The sequence below is a fragment of the Streptomyces fumanus genome (assembly GCF_014655295.1).
Lineage (GTDB): Bacteria > Actinomycetota > Actinomycetes > Streptomycetales > Streptomycetaceae > Streptomyces > Streptomyces fumanus.
The window spans coordinates 36365-53940 of record NZ_BNBI01000018.1; the positions used below are offsets into that span (position 1 = coordinate 36365).

The following is a 17576-nucleotide window of genomic DNA, read 5'->3' on the forward strand; positions in this document are numbered from 1 at the left end:
ATAATAGGCTTTGTGCTAGGAGACTATCCGATCAAAGGGCGGCGCGCAGCCGAGATTTCCGCCGACGTCGAGCGCGCGGTGGCCTCCGGCGAGCTGGCGCCGGGGCAACCGCTGCCCCCGCTCAGGGAGTTGGCCGAGCGGCTCGGGGTGAACCCGAACACGGTGGCCGCCGCGTACCGCACCCTGCGCGAGCGCGGGGTCATCGAGACGGCCGGGCGCCGGGGGAGCCGGGTGCGGGCGCGGCCGGCCACCACCGGGCGGGAGTTCATCCGGGTCGAGGTGTCCGAAGGCGTGCGGGACGTGTCCGCCGGCAACCCCGACCCCGCGCTGCTGCCCCCGCTCGCCGAGGCGTTCGCGGCGGCGGCCGCGGCGGGCGACCGGGAACCGGTGCTGTACGGGCACGCGCCCGTGGAACCGGAGTTGGAGCGGCTGACCCGGGCCGGCCTCGACGCCGACGGGGTGCCGGACGGGCCGCTCGCGGTCACCTCCGGCTCGCTGGACGCCATGGAACGGGTGCTCGCCGCCCATCTGAAGCCCGGTGACGCCGTCGCCGTGGAGGACCCCGGCTGGGGCAGCCTGCTCGACCTCGTCCCGGCGCTCGGGCTGCGTACCGTGCCGGTCGGCGTCGACGACGACGGGCCGCTACCGGACGACGTACGGCGTGCTCTCGCGAGCGGCGCGCGGGCCCTGGTCGTCACCGACCGGGCGCAGAACCCGACCGGGGCGGCGGTGAGCGCGGCCCGCGCGGACGCCCTGCGGGCGGTGCTGCGCGCCCATCCGGAGACGCTGCTGATCGAGGACGACCACGGGTACCGGATCGTCGACCTGCCGCTGCACGCCCTCGCCGGGACGACCCGGACCTGGGCCTTCGTGCGGTCGGCCGCGAAGGCGTACGGACCGGATCTGCGGCTGGCGGTGCTCACCGGCGATCCGGTCACCCTGGACCGGGTACGGGGCCGGCAGCGGCTCGGGCCCGGCTGGGTCAGCCGCATCACCCAGCGGGCGGTGGCCCGGCTCTGGGCGGACGGGGCGGTGGACGCGGTGCGGGTGGCGGCGGCGTACGGGGCGCGGCGGGAGGCGCTGCTGGGGGCGCTCGGGCGGCGGGGGATCGCGGCGTACGGGCGCAGCGGCATGAACGTGTGGATCCCGGTGCCGGACGAGACGGGGGTGGTGGCGCGGTTGCTGCAGGCGGGCTGGGCGGTGGCGCCGGGGGCGCGGTTCCGGGTGAACGCGGGGCCGGGGGTGCGGGTGACGGTGTCGACGCTGGGGGAGGGGGAGGCGGAGGGGCTGGCGGAGGTGGTGGCTTCGGCGTTGGGGGCGGGGGTGGTGGGGAGGTATGGGTGAGGGTGGGGGTGCGTTGTCGGGTGCGGGTGTGTTGGGGGTTTGCGCAGTTCCCCGCGCCCCCTTTGGGGTGTTTCTGTCAGGTCAGTGTGATGGAGTCTCCCTCGACGGTGATCTGTACGGCCGGTAGTGGTTCGCGGGCGGGGCCGCTGTGCACGGTGCCGTCGGTGATGGAGAAGTTGCTGTTGTGGCACGGGCAGTTGATGACGCCGTCGGTGACGCTCTTCACCGCGCAGCCCTGGTGGGTGCAGGTCGCCGAGAACGCCTTGAACTCGCCCGGCGACGGCTGGGTCACCACCACCTTGCGGTCGGCGAAGACCTTGCCGCCGCCCTCGGGGATGTCGGAGGTCGGGGCCAGGGGCGTCCCGCCGCCCGACCCGGCGTCCGCGTCACCGGCCTCCGGGGAGGTGGCCGCCGCGTCGTCCGATCCCCCGCACGCGGTCAGCGCGACGGCGAGTCCCGCCGCTCCGGCCGCCGCGACGACGGTACGACGGGCCGGGTGTGCCGTGGGCCGAGGCGATCCGCTGCTCATGCTGAGGTCCCTTCCGGGGGTGGGGTACGTGTTCCGACGACTGGTACGGCGGCGGGGCACGCGCTGTTCAGACCGTGCCGAGATGCTGGCTCCAGGGCGGTCGGACCGGCGTAAGCCAGAGCTGTCGTCCACCTGTCGGGCCCGCCCGCCCGGCCCCGGCGGGCCGCGCGCACGCCGGTAACCTGGGGCGATGCTGAAGGAAGTCAACGCGACCCGCTACATCACGCCCCTGCGTGAGGGCGGCTCGCTGCCGGGGCTCGTCGAGGGCGACGACTTCGGGACGTACGTCATGAAGTTCACCGGGGCGGGCCAGGGCCGCAAGACGCTGGTCGCGGAGGTGGTCTGCGGGGAACTCGCCCGCCGGCTCGGCTTCCGCGTGCCGCGTCTGGTCACCCTCGGCCTCGACCCGGTGCTGGGCCTCGGCGAACCCGACCCGCAGGTGCAGGAACTGCTCCGGTCCAGCGGCGGCGCCAACCTGGGGATGGAGTTCCTCTCCGGCGCCCTGGGCTTCGACCCGCTGGCCTTCGAGGTCGGGTCCGGGGAGGCCGGGCGGATCGTCTGGTTCGACGCGCTGGTCAACAACGTCGACCGCTCCTGGCGCAACCCCAACCTGCTGCGCGCGGACGGCGAGGTCTGGCTCATCGACCACGGCGCCACCCTGATCTGGCACCACAACTGGCCCGGCGCCGACGCCTCCGCCGCCCGCCCCTACGACGCCTCCGACCACGCCCTGGCCCGCTTCCGCCCCGACCTCGCGGGCGCCGCCGCCGACCTCGCGCCCCGCGTCACCGAGGACCTCCTCGCCGAGGTCACCGCCGAGATCCCGGACGAGTGGCTGGCCGGCGAGCCCGGCTTCGCCACCCCGGACGAGCTCCGGCGGGCCTATGCGCGCCCCCTGCTCGCGCGGGCGGCCGGCATCCACGAGCGGATCACCGGAATCGAGGAGGACAAGTGAGCGAGCGGCACATTCACATGGCCGGTCATGTGGTGGAACGCCACATCATCCGGGGAAGCGATGCCCATGAGAGGGAGGTCTTCGAATACGCCCTGCTGCGCGTCGTCCCCCGGGTCGAGCGCGGCGAGTGCGTCAACGCCGGGGTGCTGGTGTACTGCCGCGCCAAGGCGTTCCTCACCGCCCGCACCCACCTGGACGAGGCCAGGTTGCTCGCCCTCGACCCGCGCGCCGACGTACCCGGCGTGCGCGCCGCGCTGCGCGCCGTCGAGGCCGTGGGCGCCGGCGGCGACGCGGCCGGACCGGCAGCCGGCGACGACCCCGGCCGCCGGTTCCGCTGGCTGATCGCCCCGCGCTCCACGATCGTCCAGCCCGGCCCCGTCCACACCGGCCTCACCACCGACCCCGCGGCCGAGGCGGAACGCCTGCTGGACCTGCTCGTGCGCTGACGGCGCAGGGGGATGGATCACACCACCCCGGTGTCCCGTTGACACCGGGTGCCAGGGCTTCTAGCGTCACGTCTGCCGAAGGTACTAAGCGGTCGCTCACCGCACAGGCGGGCCGCGCGGGCCGCATCCCCCAGGACGAGGAGAAGCAGCATGTCCACCACTGACCAGCGGGTCGCCGTCGTCACCGGAGCGGCGCGCGGCATCGGTGCCGCCACCGCCGTACGGCTGGCCGCCGAGGGACGGGCGGTCGCCGTACTCGACCTCGACGAGGCCGCGTGCAAGGAGACCGTGGAGAAGATCACCGCGGCCGGCGGCACGGCGCTCGCGGTCGGCTGCGACGTGTCGGACGAGGCGCAGGTGGAGGCCGCCGTCGCGCGGATCGTCCAGGAACTGGGCGCGCCGACGATCCTCGTCAACAACGCGGGCGTGCTCCGCGACAACCTGCTGTTCAAGATGAGCGTCTCCGACTGGGACACCGTCATGAACGTGCACCTGCGCGGCGCCTTCCTGATGTCCCGCGCCTGCCAGAAGCACATGGTGGACGCCGGGTTCGGCCGTATCGTCAACCTGTCCTCGTCCTCCGCGCTCGGCAACCGGGGCCAGGTCAACTACGCCGCCGCCAAGGCCGGTATGCAGGGCTTCACCAAGACCCTCGCCAAGGAGCTGGGCAAGTTCGGCGTCACCGCCAACGCCGTCGCCCCCGGCTTCATCGCCACCGACATGACCGCCGCGACCGCCGAGCGGGTCGGCATGGGCTTCGAGGAGTTCAAGGCCGCCGCCGCCACCCAGATCCCGGTGCAGCGCGTCGGCGAGCCCGAGGACATCGCCAACGCCGTCGCCTTCTTCACCGGCGACGCGGCCGGCTTCGTCTCCGGCCAGGTGCTGTACGTCGCCGGCGGACCGCTCAACTAAGGGACAGCGCACATGACTTCCGTGGAACTCTCGGGCAAGGTCGCCCTCGTCACCGGCGCCAGCCGCGGTATCGGCTACGGCGTCGCCGAGGCGCTGGTCGCCCGCGGTGACCGGGTCTGCATCACCGGCCGCAACGAGGAGGCGCTGAAGGAGGCCGTCGAGAAACTCGGCGCCGACCGGGCCATCGGCGTGGCCGGCAAGGCCCATGACGAGGCCCACCAGGCCGTCGCCGTGGAGCGCACGATGGAGACCTTCGGGCGCGTCGACTACCTGGTCAACAACGCCGGTACCAACCCGGTGTTCGGGCCGATCGCCGACCTCGACCTGAACGTGGCGCGCAAGGTCTTCGAGACCAACGTGCTCTCCGCGCTCGGCTTCGCCCAGCGCACCTGGCACGCCTGGCAGAAGGAGAACGGGGGCGCGATCGTCAACATCGCCTCCGTGGCGGGCGTCTCCGCCTCGCCGTTCATCGGCGCGTACGGCGTCAGCAAGGCCGCGATGATCAACCTGACCCTCCAGTTGGCGCACGAGTTCGCGCCGAAGGTCCGGGTCAACGCGATCGCCCCGGCGGTGGTGAAGACCAAGTTCGCCCAGGCCCTGTACGAGGGCCGCGAGGCGGAGGCCGCCGCCTCCTACCCGCTGGGCCGGCTCGGTGTGCCCGCCGACATCGGCGGCGCCGCCGCGTTCCTCACCTCGGCCCAGTCCGACTGGGTCACCGGCCAGACGCTGGTCGTCGACGGCGGCATCTTCCTCAACGCCGGCGTGGGCTGACCGCCCCGCGCGGGGGCGCCCTCCGGCACCGGACGGCGCCCCCGGTCGCGGAATGATCTACTCCGGGACATGACAACGTAATCATCGCCGGAAATGATCAAAACCCCTGTTCAGAGGGGGGTTCAGGAGGCGTGGCGCTGCGGTATGGTCTGCCGACCTTGGAACGGCAGATCGAGGAGCGTGCGCGTGTTCAAGCGGAACCGATGCCTGCGGCGGGTAGCGGCCATCGCGTCCCTGTCGACCCTGGTGGCCGGGTGCGGCATCCTCTCGCCCGACGACCCCGAGGAGGACGAGCCGATCGCCGTCGGCACCACCAGCGCGCCGAGCACCCTGGACCCCGCGGCCTCCTGGGACAGCTCCTGGGAACTGTTCCGCAACGTCTACCAGACCCTGCTGAGCTACCCGAACGCCGCGACCACGCCCCGCCCGGACGCCGCCAAGGAGTGCGCCTTCACCGACGACTCCAACCAGGTCTACCGCTGCGAACTGCGCAAGGGACTCACCTTCTCCAACGGGGACCCGCTGGACGCCCGGGCCGTCAAGCACTCGATCGACCGGATCCGCAAGATCGACGTCAACGGCGGCCCCGCCGGACTCCTCGGCAGCCTGCGGCAGGTGGAGACGCCGGGCGAGCGCGAGGTGGTCTTCCGCCTCGACAAGCCCGACGCCACCTTCCCGTTCGTGCTCGCCACCCCCGCGATGTCCATCGTCGACCCCGACGCCTACCCGGCCGACGCCCTGCGCGAGGGCGACTCGGTCGTCGGCTCCGGCCCGTACACCCTGCGCTCCTACGCCGACGGCGAGCGCGCCGAACTGGTCCGCAACGACCGCTACCGGGGCTTCGCCGAGCCCCGCAACGAGGCCGTGACCATCGAGTACTTCGACACCTCCGACGCCATGGTCGAGGCGCTGCGGGCCGGACGCATCCAGGTCACCTACCGAGGACTGGCCGCCGACGACATCATCGCGCTGCAGGGCGGCACCGGGAAGGACGAGGACCTCCAGCTCATCGAGGGCAGCGGTACCGACATCAGCTACCTCGTCTTCAACCCCGAGGATCCCTGGGCGGGCAGAAGACCCGTCCGGCAGGCCGTCGCCCACCTGATCGACCGGGCCGCCCTCGCCCACACCGTCTACCAGGACACCGTCGACCCGCTGTACTCGATGGTCCCCAACGGCCTGACCGGGCACACCACCGGCTTCTTCGACGAGTACGGCGACCCCAGCGCCGCCAAGGCCCGCCAGGTGCTCACCCGGGCCGGCATCACCGAACCGGTCCCGCTCACCCTCTGGTACACCACCGACCGCTACGGCTCCGAGACCGCCCGGCAGTTCACCGAGATCAAACGCCAGTTGGAGGACTCCGGCCTGTTCACGGTCACCCTCAAGAGCCGCCCCTGGAAGACGTACGTCACCGGCTACCAGAAGGGCGAGTACCCGGTGTTCGGCCGCGGCTGGTTCCCCGACTTCCCGGACGCGGAGAACTTCATCGCCCCCTTCGTCGGCGAGCAGAACGCCCTGGGCACGCCCTACCCGGCGGACCGGATCACCGACGAGCTGCTGCCGCGCTCCCGGCGCGAGAGAGACCGGGCGGGCGTGGTCGAGGAGTTCGAGGAGGCGCAGCGGATCCTCGTCGAGGACGCCCGGCTGCTGCCGCTGTGGCAGGGCCGGCAGTACATGGCCGCCAGCGAGGACATCTCCGGCGCGGAGCGCGCCCTCGACCCGTCGACGATCATGATGATGTGGGAGCTGCACCGCAAGACGAGCTGGTAGCCGGTCCGTTGTCAGTGGCCGCCGGTAGGTTGTGTGATCAGTAGCCACCGCACACCCGTGAGGAAACCGACGTGACCGACATCGCCATGCTGCCCGAGTCCTGGCGCGAGGTGCTGGGCGGCGAGCTCCAGCAGCCCTACTTCAAGGAGCTGACGGAGTTCGTCGAGGAAGAGCGGGCGAAGGGCCCCGTCTACCCTCCGCGCGAGGAGGTCTTCGCCGCCCTGGAGGCCACGCCGTACGACCGGGTCAAGGTGCTGGTCCTCGGGCAGGACCCGTACCACGGCGAGGGACAGGGCCACGGCCTGTGCTTCTCGGTCCGCCCCGGCGTCAGGATCCCGCCGTCCCTGCGGAACATCTACAAGGAGATGCACGAGGAACTGGGCACCCCCATCCCGGACAACGGCTACCTGATGCCGTGGGCCCGGCAGGGCGTCCTGCTGCTCAACGCGGTGCTCACGGTCCGGGCCGGGGAGGCCAACTCGCACAAGGGGCGCGGCTGGGAGCTGTTCACCGACGCGGTGATCCGCGCGGTGGTGCGCCGCCCGGACCCGGCGGTGTTCGTGCTGTGGGGGAACTACGCGCAGAAGAAGCTCCCGCTGATCGACGAGACCCGGCACGCGGTGGTCAAGGGCGCGCACCCTTCGCCGCTGTCGGCGAAGAAGTTCTTCGGCTCCCGCCCGTTCACCCAGATCAACGAGGCGATCGCCCGGCAGGGCCACGAGCCGATCGACTGGACCATCCCTGACCTGGGCTGATCCAGGTCCCGCAGCGGGCCGCGTCGGCGGCCCGATCCGGCGGACAGGGCCTAACGTCGTCGGCAACAGCCGACGAGCGGTGCGGAGGACGCGGTGGCCAGGGGACAGGAGCGGGCGGCACCGGACGCCGTGCCGACACGGATCGGGCAGGTCGTCATGCTGCACCACGCGGGCGACCGCGAGGAGGCCCGGCAGCGCTACCTGGGCCTGTGGACGGAGCTCGGCGAGCACGGCGACCCGCTGCACCGCTGCACCCTGGCCCACTACCTGGCCGACACCCAGGACGACCCGGCGGACGAACTGGCCTGGGACCTGCGGGCCCTGTCGGCCGCGGAGGAACTGCGGGAGGACGGCTCGCCCGGCCACCGGGGCGCCCGCGCCGCCCGCGCCCTCTACCCCGCGCTGCACCTGAACCTCGCCGCCGACTACGACCGGCTCGGCCACCGCGAGGCGGCCCGTCTCCATCTGCGGCGGGCCCGGCGGGCGGCCGACGCCCTCGGCGACGACGACCACACCGCGGGCGTGCGCGCCGCCATCGGCCGTCTGGAACGACGGCTGGACGGCCCGCGCTGACTGACCGGGGGCCGGCTCAGCGGCCGTAGGTGCGTTCGCAGACGGTCGCCTCGGGGCTGTCCGGCCGCCAGCCCCCGTACCTGCGGCCCAGACCGCACAGGTCCGCGCCGCCGAGGACGAGCCCGGGGAGGGACGCCGTGGCGCGGGGGAGCCCGCCGTCCGGTCGGCGCGGCGGTCCGGCGTCCGGTTCGCGCGGCGCGGGCCGCACGGGCGCGGGTCGGGTCTCCGGCCGGGCGGCGGGCCGCTCCGGGGGCGGCGGGGTGGCCGGCGGGGGTGTGCGACGCGGCTCCTCGGGGGCGCGGTCCGGCCGCCGCGAGGGACCGATCAGCTCCAGTGCCTCCCGGGCCGGGGCCTGCACCACCCGGGGCCGCGCCGGGCCGTCGGGCCGGGGCACGGACGGCTCGGCGCCGGTCGCCGCCGGGGCCGGCGCGGGCGGGCGCTGGACCGTGGTGCAGCCACCGAGGGCCGAGACGGCCACGGTGACCAGGAGCGTTGCGGTGGTCGTCGTCGTTCGAAGCACGCGCGCCACTCTGCTGTCCCCGGGGCACCGCGCGGGGACGGACGAGCGGAGGTTGCTCCCGACGGGTGAATCCCGACCTCGTACGGGGGGTCCGGCGGGGTCCGGGCTGACGCGGGCGGGCGCCCTGGCCGCACGGGGGCGGTGTCCCGGCCGACGCCCGCGGTGCCGGACCGGCGGTGGCCCCATCCAGCGGTCACCGTATGCTGCCGATCACACCCAGGTCGAAGGCTAGGAGAACCCCCGTGAAGGTCGGCTGCATCGGACTCGGCGACATCGCGCAGAAGGCTTACCTCCCGGTCCTCGCCCTCCAGCCCGGCATCGACCTGCACCTGCAGACCCGTACCCCCGCGACCCTCACCCGCGTCGCCGACACCCTCCGCCTCCCGGCGGACCGGCGCCACGCCGACCTGGACTCCCTGCTCGCCCAGGACCTGGACGCCGCCTTCGTGCACGCCCCGACCGCCGTCCACCCGGAGATCGTGACCGCACTGCTGCGCGCGGGCGTGCCCACCTACGTCGACAAGCCCCTCGCCTACGAACTCGCCGACTCCGAGCGCCTGGTGCGGCTCGCCGAGGAACGGGGCGTGAGCCTCGCCGTCGGCTTCAACCGCCGCCACGCCCCCGGCTACGCGCAGTGCGCCGAGCACCCCCGCGAGCTGATCCTGATGCAGAAGAACCGCATAGGGCTGCCCGAGGAACCCCGCACGATGATCCTCGACGACTTCATCCACGTCGTGGACACCCTGCGCTTCCTGGTGCCCGGCCCGGTCGACGACATCACCGTGCGCGCCCGTGTCCAGGACGGCCTGCTGCACCACGTGGTCCTGCAGTTGGCCGGGGACGGCTTCACCGCGCTCGGCGTGATGAACCGGCTCAGCGGCTCGGCCGAGGAGATCCTGGAGGTCTCCGGGCAGGACACCAAGCGGCAGGTGGTCAACCTCGCCGAGGTGGTCGACCACAAGGGCCAGCCGACCGTCAGACGGCGCGGCGACTGGGTGCCGGTGGCCCGCCAGCGCGGCATCGAGCAGGCGGTCCTCGCCTTCCTCGACGCGGTCCGCGCGGGCACGCCGCTCAGCGCCCGGGACGCGCTGGAGACCCATGAGCTGTGCGAGCGGGTGGTACGCGCCGTGCAGGAGCGTGCCGCCTGAACCGCAGGGCCCGTACGCCCTCGGCGGCGGCCCACACCACCAGCACCAGCAGCGCGGCGTGCACCGTCCAGTCGCCGAACCGGACGTACGGCGTGCTGCCGTGCGCGAGCGGCACGTCGTACACCCGGGCCGTGCTCGCGTCGGTGCCGAGCCGGGGCCCGATCCGGGTGCCGTCCGCGGCGTAACCGGCGGAGACCCCGGTCAGCGTGGCGTGGATCATGGGGCGGCCGGTCTCGGCGGCGCGCAGCGCGGCCAGCGAGGCGTGCTGCGCGGGTGCCCAGCTCCCCTGGAACGTGGAGGTCGCGGACTGGCCGACCAGGACATCGGCGCCGTCCTGGGCGAGGTGCCGGGTCAGATCGGGGAACGCGGTCTCGAAGCACACCATCGGGCCGATCCGGAGCCCGTCCCCGACGTCCATCACCACCTGCCGCGAGCCGCGCCGCCGGTCCTCACCGGCCGCCTTGCCGACGGAGGTGGCCCAGCCGAGCAGCGAACGGGCCGGGACGTACTCGCCGAACGGGACGAGCCGCATCTTGTCGTAGCGGTCGCCGGTCGGTCCGGCCGGGCCGACGAGCACCGAACTCTTGTAGATGCCGGGCCGGTCCGAGCGCCGCGCGTCCACGTTGACCAGGAGGTCCGCGCCGGTCTCCCGGGACAGCGCGGCGAGCCGGCGGGCCAGGTCGGGCCGGTCGGCCAGGTCGAAGCCGACGCTGCTCTCGCCCCAGACGACCAGGTCGACGCCGTGCCCGGCGAGCCGGCGGGTGAGCTGTTCCTCACGGTCGAAGCGGCGGTCCGGGCCGGCGATCACACCGGGCTGCACCACGGCGACCGCCACCGTGCCGCCGGTGTCCGGGCGGGGCGCCCACACCCAGGCCGCCGAGGTCACGGCGGCGGTGGCGACCAGCCCGGCCAGGGCGGGCGTGCGGGCCCGGCGGACGGCGACCAGGACGGCGACGGCGGTGTTGACGGCGACGACCAGGAAGCTGAGCAGCCACACCCCGCCCACCGAGGCCAGTTGCAGCGCGGGCGCCACCTGCCACTGGCTCGCGCCGAGCATCCCCCAGGGGCCGCCGAGGCCCTGCCAGGACCGGACCAGTTCGATCGCCAGCCAGCCGGAGGGCACCACCACCAGGCCCGCCGCCACCCGGCGCGGCGCCGCCGCCGGGCCCAGCATCCGCAGCACGAGCCGGCCCCACGGCGCCCACAGCGCGCCCAGCAGCGCGGCGATGACGAAGGTGAAGACGTGCAGGCTGGGCAGCAGCCAGTGGTGCATGGCGAGCATGAACCCGAAACCGCCGCACCAGCCGTCGTACACCGCCCGCCGCCCGGTCGGCGCGGACCGCAGCAGCAGCAGCCAGGGCACCAGGGCCAGGCCGGCGCACCACCACAGCGCCGGAGCAGGGAAGGCGAGCACCGGCAGGGCGCCGGCGAGCGCGGCGGCGAGGGAACGGCGCCAGGGGGAGGCGAGCCAGTGGCCGAGCGTCTTCATGGCGCGTCCCTACCCCGTGGAACCCCGCGTGTGCGCCATGCCGATGATCGGATCAGCCGGACGGGAGCGGAGCGCGGGGGTATGCGCCGGGACCACCCCGGCCTAGGATGATCGATGATCGATGATCGATCAAAGCGGCTCGTTCTGGAGGTACTCATGGCACGTCCCCTCACGGTGGTCACCGGCGGCAGCCGGGGAATCGGCGCGGCGACCTGTCTGCGCCTGGCGGCGGACGGCCATGACGTGGTCGTGGGGTACGTCCGGGACGCGACGGCCGCGGAGTCGGTCGCGGCCGGCGTCCGGGAGGCCGGCGGGCGGGCCCTCACCGTGCGGGTGGACACCTCGGTGGAGGAGGACGTCGAGCGCCTCTTCGACCTGGCCGAGGACCGGCTCGGCCCGGTGACCGGCCTGGTGAACAACGCGGCGGTCACCGGCCCGCTCGGCCGCCTCGCCGACGCCGATACCGCCGACCTGCGCCGGGTCCTGGACGTCAACCTGCTCGGCACGCTGCTGTGCGCGCGCCGCGCCGCCCGGCTGATGACGCCCCGGGGCAGCGGTGCCATCGTCAACGTCTCCTCGGGCGCGGCGACCCTCGGCAGCCCCGGGGAGTACGTGCACTACGCGGCGAGCAAGGCGGGCGTCGACGCGCTGACGGTGGGCCTGTCCAAGGAGTTGGGCCCGGACGGCATCCGGGTCAACGCGGTCGCCCCCGGACTGGTGGAGACCGAGATGCACACCGCGATGGGCGACCCCGACCGGCCCCGCCGGATGGCCCCGGGCATTCCGCTGCGCCGGTCCGCGCGGCCGGAGGAGATCGCCGCCGCCATCGCCTGGCTGCTGTCACCGGACGCCTCGTACACCACGGGCACGGTCCTGCGGGTGGCGGGCGGCCGCTGAACCGGCCGGTCAGGCCGCCTCGATCACCTCACCGCGGATCGCGGCGGCCCACTGCACCACCAGCGACTCGTACTCCGCGCGTTCCTGGGCCGAGAGGGAGCCGGCGCCCGCGCGCCGCCACAGCGCACGGATCCGCTCGTTCAGCTCGGCGGCGGAGCGCACGGAACCAGGGACCGGGAATTCGGGGGACATGCGGACAAGCCTAGGGCCGCCCACTGACAGTCCGCTACCGGACGGCTACGCAGCCGCATCGGCACGCCTCCTCGGCCTCGCGGCACGCCGGAAACCCCGGCAACAGGTCTTCCCGTCCTCCGGGGAGGCGCCCGCCCCGCCCGCCGGTCAGTGCGCCGGTTCGCCGGCGTCGGGGCTGAGGGCTCCCACGCTGACCAGCACGATGATCACGATGCCGAGGATCACGCGGTAGTAGACGAACGGCATGAAGCTCTTGGTGGAGATGAACTTCATGAACCAGGCGATGACGGCGTATCCGACGGCGAACGCGATGACCGTCGCGAAGATCGTCGGGCCCCAGGAGACGTGGTCGCTGCCGACCGCGTCCTTCAGTTCGAACAGGCCCGAGGCGAGCACGGCGGGGATGGCGAGCAGGAAGGAGTAGCGGGCCGCGGCCTCGCGCCGGTAGCCCATGAACAGGCCGCCGCTGATGGTCGCGCCGGAGCGGGAGACGCCGGGGATCAGGGCCGCCGCCTGGCAGATGCCGTAGATCAGGCCGTCCCGGACGCCGATGTCCTTCAGTTCCTTGCGCTGCTTGGCCGCGCGGTGCCGGCCGCCGCTCTCGTCGCGGGCCGCCAGCCGGTCGGCGATGCCGATGACCACGCCGACGACCACGAGCATGGTCGCGGTCACCCGAAGGTCGCGGAACGGGCCCTCGATCTGGTCCTTCAGCGTCACGCCGAGCACGCCGATCGGGATCGAGCCGACGATGACCAGCCAGCCCATGCGCGCGTCGGGGTCGCCGCGCATCTCCTTGTTCACCAGCGAACGGGTCCACGCCGAGATGATCCGCCCGATGTCCTTGCGGAAGTAGATCAGCACGGCGGCCTCCGTGCCGATCTGGGTGATCGCCGTGAAGGCGGCTCCCGGGTCGTGCCAGCCGGAGAACGCCGCGGTCAGCCGCAGGTGCGCGCTGGAGGAGACGGGGAGGAACTCGGTCAGCCCCTGGACGAGTCCGAGGACGAGGGATTCAAACCAAGACATGGAGTTACGGAGTCCAAGTGCCGATCACGAACGGTCGATGGTCGAGGGACACACCGAACCGACGCGTACGGTGATCAGGATCGGGCGTGTCGAGGGGCAGCGTAGCGCCCCCGGGTGACGGGCCCGGCACAGGGTGGCCGGTCAGGCGACCGACGGCCCGGAGAGGGTCCAGCCGGGGGTCTGCGGGTGGGAGGTCAGGTCCTCGTGGCGGACCGGGGCGCCGCACGCGCGGCAGGTGACCTCGGGGACCAGTTCGTGGCCGCAGACGTGCTCGATCACCATCGGCCGGTCGTCGTCGCCGCGCAGATGGCGGTCGCCCCACGCCATCAGCGTGATCAGGACGGGCTCCAGTTCCAGTCCGGCCCGGGTCGGCCGGTACTCGAAGCGCTGGGGCCGCTCGCTGTAGGGCCGCCGGTCCAGGATCCCGGCGTCGACCAGCCGCCGCAGCCGGGTGGCCAGGACGTCGCGCGGGGCGCCGGTGTTGCGGACGAGCTGGTCGAAGCGGCCGTTGCCGAGGCAGACCTCGCGCAGGATCAGCAGGGAGTACTTCTCGCCGACGAGCGCCAGCGCGTCGGCGATGGAGCAGGGGCGGGCGTTCTTGGGGGCGGCGGCCATGCCGCCAGTCTAGGGGAGGGTCCGGTTTTCAAACTTTCCTGGCGTTGGACGGTTAGTTTTTCCAACCTACCGGGCTACTGTGAGTTTGGATTTCCTACCCACTGGTAGCCGCTCGTCGGCCGCCGGCCGGCAGCCCGCATCGGAGGCCCGCACCATGCCTGACGCCGTCATCGTCGAAGCCGTCCGCACCCCCGTCGGCCGGGGCAAGCCCCACGGCGCCCTCGCCCACGTCCACCCCGTCGAACTCCTCGCCCACACCCTGCGCGCCGTCGTCGAACGCTCCGGCGTCGACCCGGCGCTCGTCGACGACGTCATCGGCGGCACCGTCGACCAGGTCGGCGAGCAGGCCGCCAACATCACCCGGTACGCCGCCCTGTCCGCGGGCTTGCCCGAGTCGGTCCCGGCGACCACCGTCGACCGCCAGTGCGGCTCCTCCCAGCAGGCCGTGCACTTCGCCGCCCAGGGCGTGCTGGCCGGCGCCTACGACCTGGTGGTCGCCTGCGGGGTCGAGTCGATGAGCCGGGTGCCGATGGGCTCCAACGTGCTGCCCGGCACCGACCCGTTCGGCCCCGGCATCGCCGCCCGCTACCCGGAGGGGCTCGTTCCGCAGGGCATCGCGGCCGAGCTGATCGCCGCCAAGTGGTCCATCGGCCGGGAGCGGATGGACGAGTTCGCCGCCGCCTCGCACCACAAGGCCGCCGCGGCCTGGCAGCAGGGCCTCTTCGACGCCGAGACCGCCCCCCTGGACGGCGTCTCCCGCGACGAGGGCGTACGGCCCGGCACCAGCACCGAGGTCCTGGCCGGCCTGCGCCCCGCCTACCACGACCCGGTCTACGCCGAACGGTTCCCGCAGATCGAGTGGAACATCACCGCCGGCAACGCCAGCCAGATCAACGACGGCGCCTCCGCCGTGCTGATCGCGTCGGCCGAGACCGCGGCCCGCCTCGGCCTGCGCCCCCTGGCCCGGCTGCACAGCTTCGCCGTCACCGGCTCCGACCCGCTGCTGATGCTCACCGGCGTCGTCCCGGCCACCGAGAAGGTGCTGCGCCGGGCCTCGCTCACCCTCGACGACATCGACCTGTTCGAGGTCAACGAGGCGTTCGCCAGCGTGGTGCTGGCCTGGCAGCAGGAGACCGGCGCCGACCTCGCCAAGGTCAACGTGCACGGCGGGGCGATCGCCCTGGGCCACCCGCTCGGCGCCAGCGGCACCCGGCTGACGACCACCCTGGTGCACGCCATGCGGGAACGCGGCGCCCGCTACGCCCTGCAGACCATGTGCGAGGCGGGCGGCCTCGCCAACGCGATGATCCTCGAAGCCGTCTGACGCCCGGTCAGCGGGCGCTCAGCCGGTGCCGCTTGCGCCAGGCCACCACCGCGCCCACCAGACCGGGGACGGCGATGCAGGCCAGCGCGATCAGGAAGGCCGGCGACGTCGGCGTGGACGCGCGGGCGCCGGCCACCACGTAGGCGGCGGTGTTCGGGACCGACCCGAGCGCCGTCGCCAGCAGGAACGGCAGCAGGCCCATGCGGGAGACGGCGGCGCAGTAGTTCGCCGCGGCGAACGGCACTCCGGGGAACAGCCGCGCCGCCAGCATCGACCGGAAGCCGTGCCGGCTGAGCTGCCCGTCGGCGGCCTTCAGCCACTTCCCGCGCAGCAGCGGGCGCAGCGCCTCCTGGCCCAGTACCCGGCCCAGGCAGAAGGCGATCCCGGCGCCGAGCACCGTGCCCGCCAGTGCGGAGGCCAGACCGATCCCCGAGCCGAACAGCGCCCCCGCCGCCAGGTTCAGCAGCGGGCGCGGCACGAACGCGACGGTGCACAGCCCGTAGGCGAGGGCGTACGCCAGGGCCGCCGCGGCTCCGCCGAGCTGGGCCGGCAAGCCGTCGACCAGCAGCTTCTGCGGCTGGAACAGCAGGACCGCCGAGGCGGCCGAGGCGAGGAGCAGGACGAGCAGGGACAGCCGGGACCACGGCGACAGGACGATCCGCGCCGCACGGGCGGGGATCGCGGCCGGCGCGGCGGTGCCTGCGGCGGCCCGGGGAGAGGCCGCGGCGGTGCCCCCAGAGCGGGTGGTGGCATCGAGCATTCGGCGACCCTAACCGACGGACGTGTGTGATCGCCGTATGGTGCGTCTCATGTGCGTCACAGGAACGGGGACTTCGGGCGCCGCGCGGACCGCCCGGCCCGTGCGCGCCGCCCGGCCCGTGCGGTCCTGAAAATCGTTCGACGCGGCACCGGACGTCGGCGAGGATCGACGTCATGTTCCGGTACGCCTTCCTCCTCGCAGCACCCGCGGTCGCGGGTGCCGGGAAGGCTGCCGCCACCGCCCTCACGATCGCCGTCGACGGCGCCCGAAGCTGACCCTCCCCGGATCGTCCGGCGGACCCCGCAGGGGGAGGGTCGGCGGGTCACCGGGGTCCCCACCACGCTCACCAGGCTTCGAGGAACCGCCATGTCCAAGACGGCGTACGTCCGCACCAAACCGCACCTCAACATCGGCACCATGGGCCATGTCGACCACGGCAAGACCACCCTGACCGCCGCCATCACCAAGGTCCTCGCCGACCGCGGCCGCTCCGCCTTCGTGCCGTTCGACCGCATCGACCGCGCCCCGGAGGAGGCCGCGCGCGGCATCACCATCAACATCGCGCACGTCGAGTACGAGACCGACACCCGGCACTACGCCCACGTCGACATGCCCGGCCACGCCGACTACGTCAAGAACATGGTCACCGGCGCCGCCCAGCTCGACGGCGCGATCCTGGTCGTCTCCGCGCTGGACGGCATCATGCCGCAGACCGCCGAACACGTCCTGCTCGCCCGCCAGGTGGGCGTCGACCACATCGTCGTCGCCCTGAACAAGGCGGACGCCGGTGACGAGGAACTCACCGACCTCGTCGAGCTGGAGGTCCGCGAACTGCTCACCGCGCACGGCTACGGCGGCGACGCCGCCCCCGTCGTACGGGTCTCCGGGCTGCGGGCGCTGGAGGGCGACCCCCGGTGGACGGCGTCCGTGGAGGCGCTGCTCGACGCGGTGGACACCTACGTACCGATGCCCGAGCGGTATCTGGACGCGCCGTTCCTGCTGCCGGTGGAGAACGTGCTCACCATCACCGGGCGGGGCACGGTCGTGACCGGCGCCGTCGAGCGCGGCACGGTCCGGGTCGGGGACCGGGTCGAGGTGCTCGGCGCGGCCGTCGAGACGGTCGTCACCGGCCTGGAGACCTTCGGCAAGCCGATGGCGGAGGCGCAGGCCGGGGACAACGTGGCGGTACTGCTGCGGGGCGTGCCGCGGGACGCGGTCCGGCGGGGGCACGTCGTCGCGGCGCCGGGCAGCGTGGTGCCGGCGCGGGAGTTCCGGGCGCGGGTGTATGTGCTGTCGGCGCGGGAGGGCGGGCGTTCGACGCCCGTCTCGACCGGGTACCGGCCGCAGTTCTACATCCGGACGGCCGATGTGGTGGGGGACATCGACCTCGGGGACGCGGGGGTCGCGCGGCCGGGGGAGACGGTGGACATGACCGTGTCGCTGGGGCGTGCGGTGCCGGTCGAGCCGGGGCTCGGGTTCGCCATTCGTGAGGGCGGGCGGACGGTCGGGGCGGGGACGGTGACCGAGGTTCGGTGAGGTGCGCGGGGGAC

The 17576-nt window shown here is 73.6% G+C and carries 19 protein-coding genes; 12 read left to right on the forward strand and 7 right to left on the reverse strand.

Annotated features, from left to right (window positions below):
• Positions 1-12 precede the first annotated feature (12 nt).
• A complete protein-coding gene (locus IE316_RS30960; protein ID WP_190207834.1) occupies positions 13-1344 on the forward strand; it encodes an aminotransferase class I/II-fold pyridoxal phosphate-dependent enzyme in 1332 nt (443 codons plus the stop codon).
• 76 nt (positions 1345-1420) lie between these two features.
• On the opposite strand, the gene IE316_RS30965 is transcribed toward IE316_RS30960, so the two are convergent.
• The gene (locus IE316_RS30965; RefSeq protein WP_190207835.1) at positions 1421-1873 is read right to left on the reverse strand and encodes a Rieske (2Fe-2S) protein; all 453 of its coding nucleotides are present in this window, start codon (positions 1871-1873) and stop codon (positions 1421-1423) included.
• Positions 1874-2063: 190 nt separating this feature from the next.
• On the opposite strand from IE316_RS30965, the gene IE316_RS30970 reads away from it, so the two are divergent.
• The 7 genes from IE316_RS30970 to IE316_RS31000 all read left to right on the forward strand — a co-directional run bounded on the left by IE316_RS30970 (position 2064) and on the right by IE316_RS31000 (position 8058).
• The gene (locus IE316_RS30970) at positions 2064-2828 is read left to right on the forward strand and encodes a HipA family kinase (protein WP_190207836.1); all 765 of its coding nucleotides are present in this window, start codon (positions 2064-2066) and stop codon (positions 2826-2828) included.
• Positions 2829-2845: 17 nt separating this feature from the next.
• Positions 2846-3274, forward strand: a complete 429-nt coding sequence (locus tag IE316_RS30975; protein ID WP_190207960.1) for a DUF3037 domain-containing protein — start codon at positions 2846-2848, stop codon at positions 3272-3274.
• A 150-nt stretch (positions 3275-3424) separates the two neighbouring features.
• Positions 3425-4186 carry a 3-oxoacyl-ACP reductase FabG gene (gene fabG / locus IE316_RS30980; protein WP_190207837.1) on the forward strand — a complete coding sequence of 254 codons (762 nt, stop codon included), beginning with the start codon at positions 3425-3427 and terminating at the stop codon, positions 4184-4186.
• 12 nt (positions 4187-4198) lie between these two features.
• Complete coding sequence (locus IE316_RS30985; protein ID WP_190207838.1) at positions 4199-4957, forward strand: SDR family oxidoreductase; 759 nt, start codon at positions 4199-4201, stop codon at positions 4955-4957.
• Positions 4958-5143: 186 nt separating this feature from the next.
• Positions 5144-6730, forward strand: a complete 1587-nt coding sequence (locus IE316_RS30990) for an ABC transporter substrate-binding protein (protein ID WP_190207839.1) — start codon at positions 5144-5146, stop codon at positions 6728-6730.
• Between the two features lie 71 nt (positions 6731-6801).
• Positions 6802-7485 carry a uracil-DNA glycosylase gene (ung, locus tag IE316_RS30995; protein WP_190207840.1) on the forward strand — a complete coding sequence of 228 codons (684 nt, stop codon included), beginning with the start codon at positions 6802-6804 and terminating at the stop codon, positions 7483-7485.
• 93 nt (positions 7486-7578) lie between these two features.
• The gene (locus IE316_RS31000; RefSeq protein ID WP_190207841.1) at positions 7579-8058 is read left to right on the forward strand and encodes a hypothetical protein; all 480 of its coding nucleotides are present in this window, start codon (positions 7579-7581) and stop codon (positions 8056-8058) included.
• 16 nt (positions 8059-8074) lie between these two features.
• On the opposite strand, the gene IE316_RS31005 is transcribed toward IE316_RS31000, so the two are convergent.
• Positions 8075-8578: a hypothetical protein gene (locus tag IE316_RS31005; RefSeq protein WP_308438952.1), complete on the reverse strand. Its 504-nt coding sequence runs from the start codon at positions 8576-8578 to the stop codon at positions 8075-8077.
• A gap of 242 nt (positions 8579-8820) precedes the next feature.
• Here IE316_RS31005 and IE316_RS31010 point away from each other — a divergent pair, with 242 nt between their 5' ends.
• Positions 8821-9726: a Gfo/Idh/MocA family protein gene (locus IE316_RS31010; RefSeq protein ID WP_190207843.1), complete on the forward strand. Its 906-nt coding sequence runs from the start codon at positions 8821-8823 to the stop codon at positions 9724-9726.
• On the opposite strand, the gene lnt is transcribed toward IE316_RS31010, so the two are convergent.
• Positions 9650-11215 carry an apolipoprotein N-acyltransferase gene (gene lnt / locus IE316_RS31015; protein ID WP_190207844.1) on the reverse strand — a complete coding sequence of 522 codons (1566 nt, stop codon included), beginning with the start codon at positions 11213-11215 and terminating at the stop codon, positions 9650-9652. The genes IE316_RS31010 and lnt overlap by 77 nt on opposite strands.
• A gap of 156 nt (positions 11216-11371) precedes the next feature.
• Between lnt and IE316_RS31020 the strand changes: the two genes are divergently transcribed.
• Positions 11372-12112: an SDR family NAD(P)-dependent oxidoreductase gene (locus tag IE316_RS31020; RefSeq protein ID WP_190207845.1), complete on the forward strand. Its 741-nt coding sequence runs from the start codon at positions 11372-11374 to the stop codon at positions 12110-12112.
• Between the two features lie 9 nt (positions 12113-12121).
• Here IE316_RS31020 and IE316_RS31025 read toward each other — a convergent pair whose 3' ends face one another.
• The 3 genes from IE316_RS31025 to IE316_RS31035 all read right to left on the reverse strand — a co-directional run bounded on the left by IE316_RS31025 (position 12122) and on the right by IE316_RS31035 (position 13942).
• Complete coding sequence (locus IE316_RS31025) at positions 12122-12304, reverse strand: hypothetical protein (protein ID WP_190207846.1); 183 nt, start codon at positions 12302-12304, stop codon at positions 12122-12124.
• Positions 12305-12451: 147 nt separating this feature from the next.
• The gene (locus IE316_RS31030) at positions 12452-13327 is read right to left on the reverse strand and encodes an undecaprenyl-diphosphate phosphatase (RefSeq protein WP_190207847.1); all 876 of its coding nucleotides are present in this window, start codon (positions 13325-13327) and stop codon (positions 12452-12454) included.
• 141 nt (positions 13328-13468) lie between these two features.
• Positions 13469-13942 (reverse strand): winged helix-turn-helix transcriptional regulator, encoded by a 474-nt coding sequence (locus IE316_RS31035; protein ID WP_190207848.1) that lies wholly within the window; start codon positions 13940-13942, stop codon positions 13469-13471.
• Between the two features lie 154 nt (positions 13943-14096).
• Here IE316_RS31035 and IE316_RS31040 point away from each other — a divergent pair, with 154 nt between their 5' ends.
• Positions 14097-15266, forward strand: a complete 1170-nt coding sequence (locus tag IE316_RS31040) for a thiolase family protein (protein ID WP_190207849.1) — start codon at positions 14097-14099, stop codon at positions 15264-15266.
• Positions 15267-15273: 7 nt separating this feature from the next.
• On the opposite strand, the gene IE316_RS31045 is transcribed toward IE316_RS31040, so the two are convergent.
• Entirely contained in the window at positions 15274-16026 is a 753-nt protein-coding gene (locus IE316_RS31045) for a TVP38/TMEM64 family protein (protein ID WP_190207850.1), read from the reverse strand.
• 366 nt (positions 16027-16392) lie between these two features.
• Between IE316_RS31045 and tuf the strand changes: the two genes are divergently transcribed.
• Entirely contained in the window at positions 16393-17562 is a 1170-nt protein-coding gene (gene tuf, locus IE316_RS31050) for an elongation factor Tu (RefSeq protein ID WP_190207851.1), read from the forward strand.
• Positions 17563-17576: the final 14 nt, after the last annotated feature.

Excerpts from the sequence above, each read along its gene's own strand:
- IE316_RS30965 (WP_190207835.1), bottom strand. The coding sequence starts at position 1,873 with ATGAGCAGCGGATCGCCTCGGCCCACGGCACACCCGGCCCGTCGTACC.
- IE316_RS30970 (WP_190207836.1), top strand. The coding sequence starts at position 2,064 with ATGCTGAAGGAAGTCAACGCGACCCGCTACATCACGCCCCTGCGTGAG.
- IE316_RS30975 (WP_190207960.1), top strand. The coding sequence starts at position 2,846 with ATGGCCGGTCATGTGGTGGAACGCCACATCATCCGGGGAAGCGATGCC.
- fabG (WP_190207837.1), top strand. The coding sequence starts at position 3,425 with ATGTCCACCACTGACCAGCGGGTCGCCGTCGTCACCGGAGCGGCGCGC.
- IE316_RS30985 (WP_190207838.1), top strand. The coding sequence starts at position 4,199 with ATGACTTCCGTGGAACTCTCGGGCAAGGTCGCCCTCGTCACCGGCGCC.
- lnt (WP_190207844.1), bottom strand. The coding sequence starts at position 11,215 with ATGAAGACGCTCGGCCACTGGCTCGCCTCCCCCTGGCGCCGTTCCCTC.
- IE316_RS31020 (WP_190207845.1), top strand. The coding sequence starts at position 11,372 with ATGGCACGTCCCCTCACGGTGGTCACCGGCGGCAGCCGGGGAATCGGC.
- IE316_RS31025 (WP_190207846.1), bottom strand. The coding sequence starts at position 12,304 with ATGTCCCCCGAATTCCCGGTCCCTGGTTCCGTGCGCTCCGCCGCCGAG.
- IE316_RS31030 (WP_190207847.1), bottom strand. The coding sequence starts at position 13,327 with ATGTCTTGGTTTGAATCCCTCGTCCTCGGACTCGTCCAGGGGCTGACC.
- IE316_RS31035 (WP_190207848.1), bottom strand. The coding sequence starts at position 13,942 with ATGGCCGCCGCCCCCAAGAACGCCCGCCCCTGCTCCATCGCCGACGCG.
- IE316_RS31040 (WP_190207849.1), top strand. The coding sequence starts at position 14,097 with ATGCCTGACGCCGTCATCGTCGAAGCCGTCCGCACCCCCGTCGGCCGG.
- IE316_RS31045 (WP_190207850.1), bottom strand. The coding sequence starts at position 16,026 with ATGCTCGATGCCACCACCCGCTCTGGGGGCACCGCCGCGGCCTCTCCC.
- tuf (WP_190207851.1), top strand. The coding sequence starts at position 16,393 with ATGTCCAAGACGGCGTACGTCCGCACCAAACCGCACCTCAACATCGGC.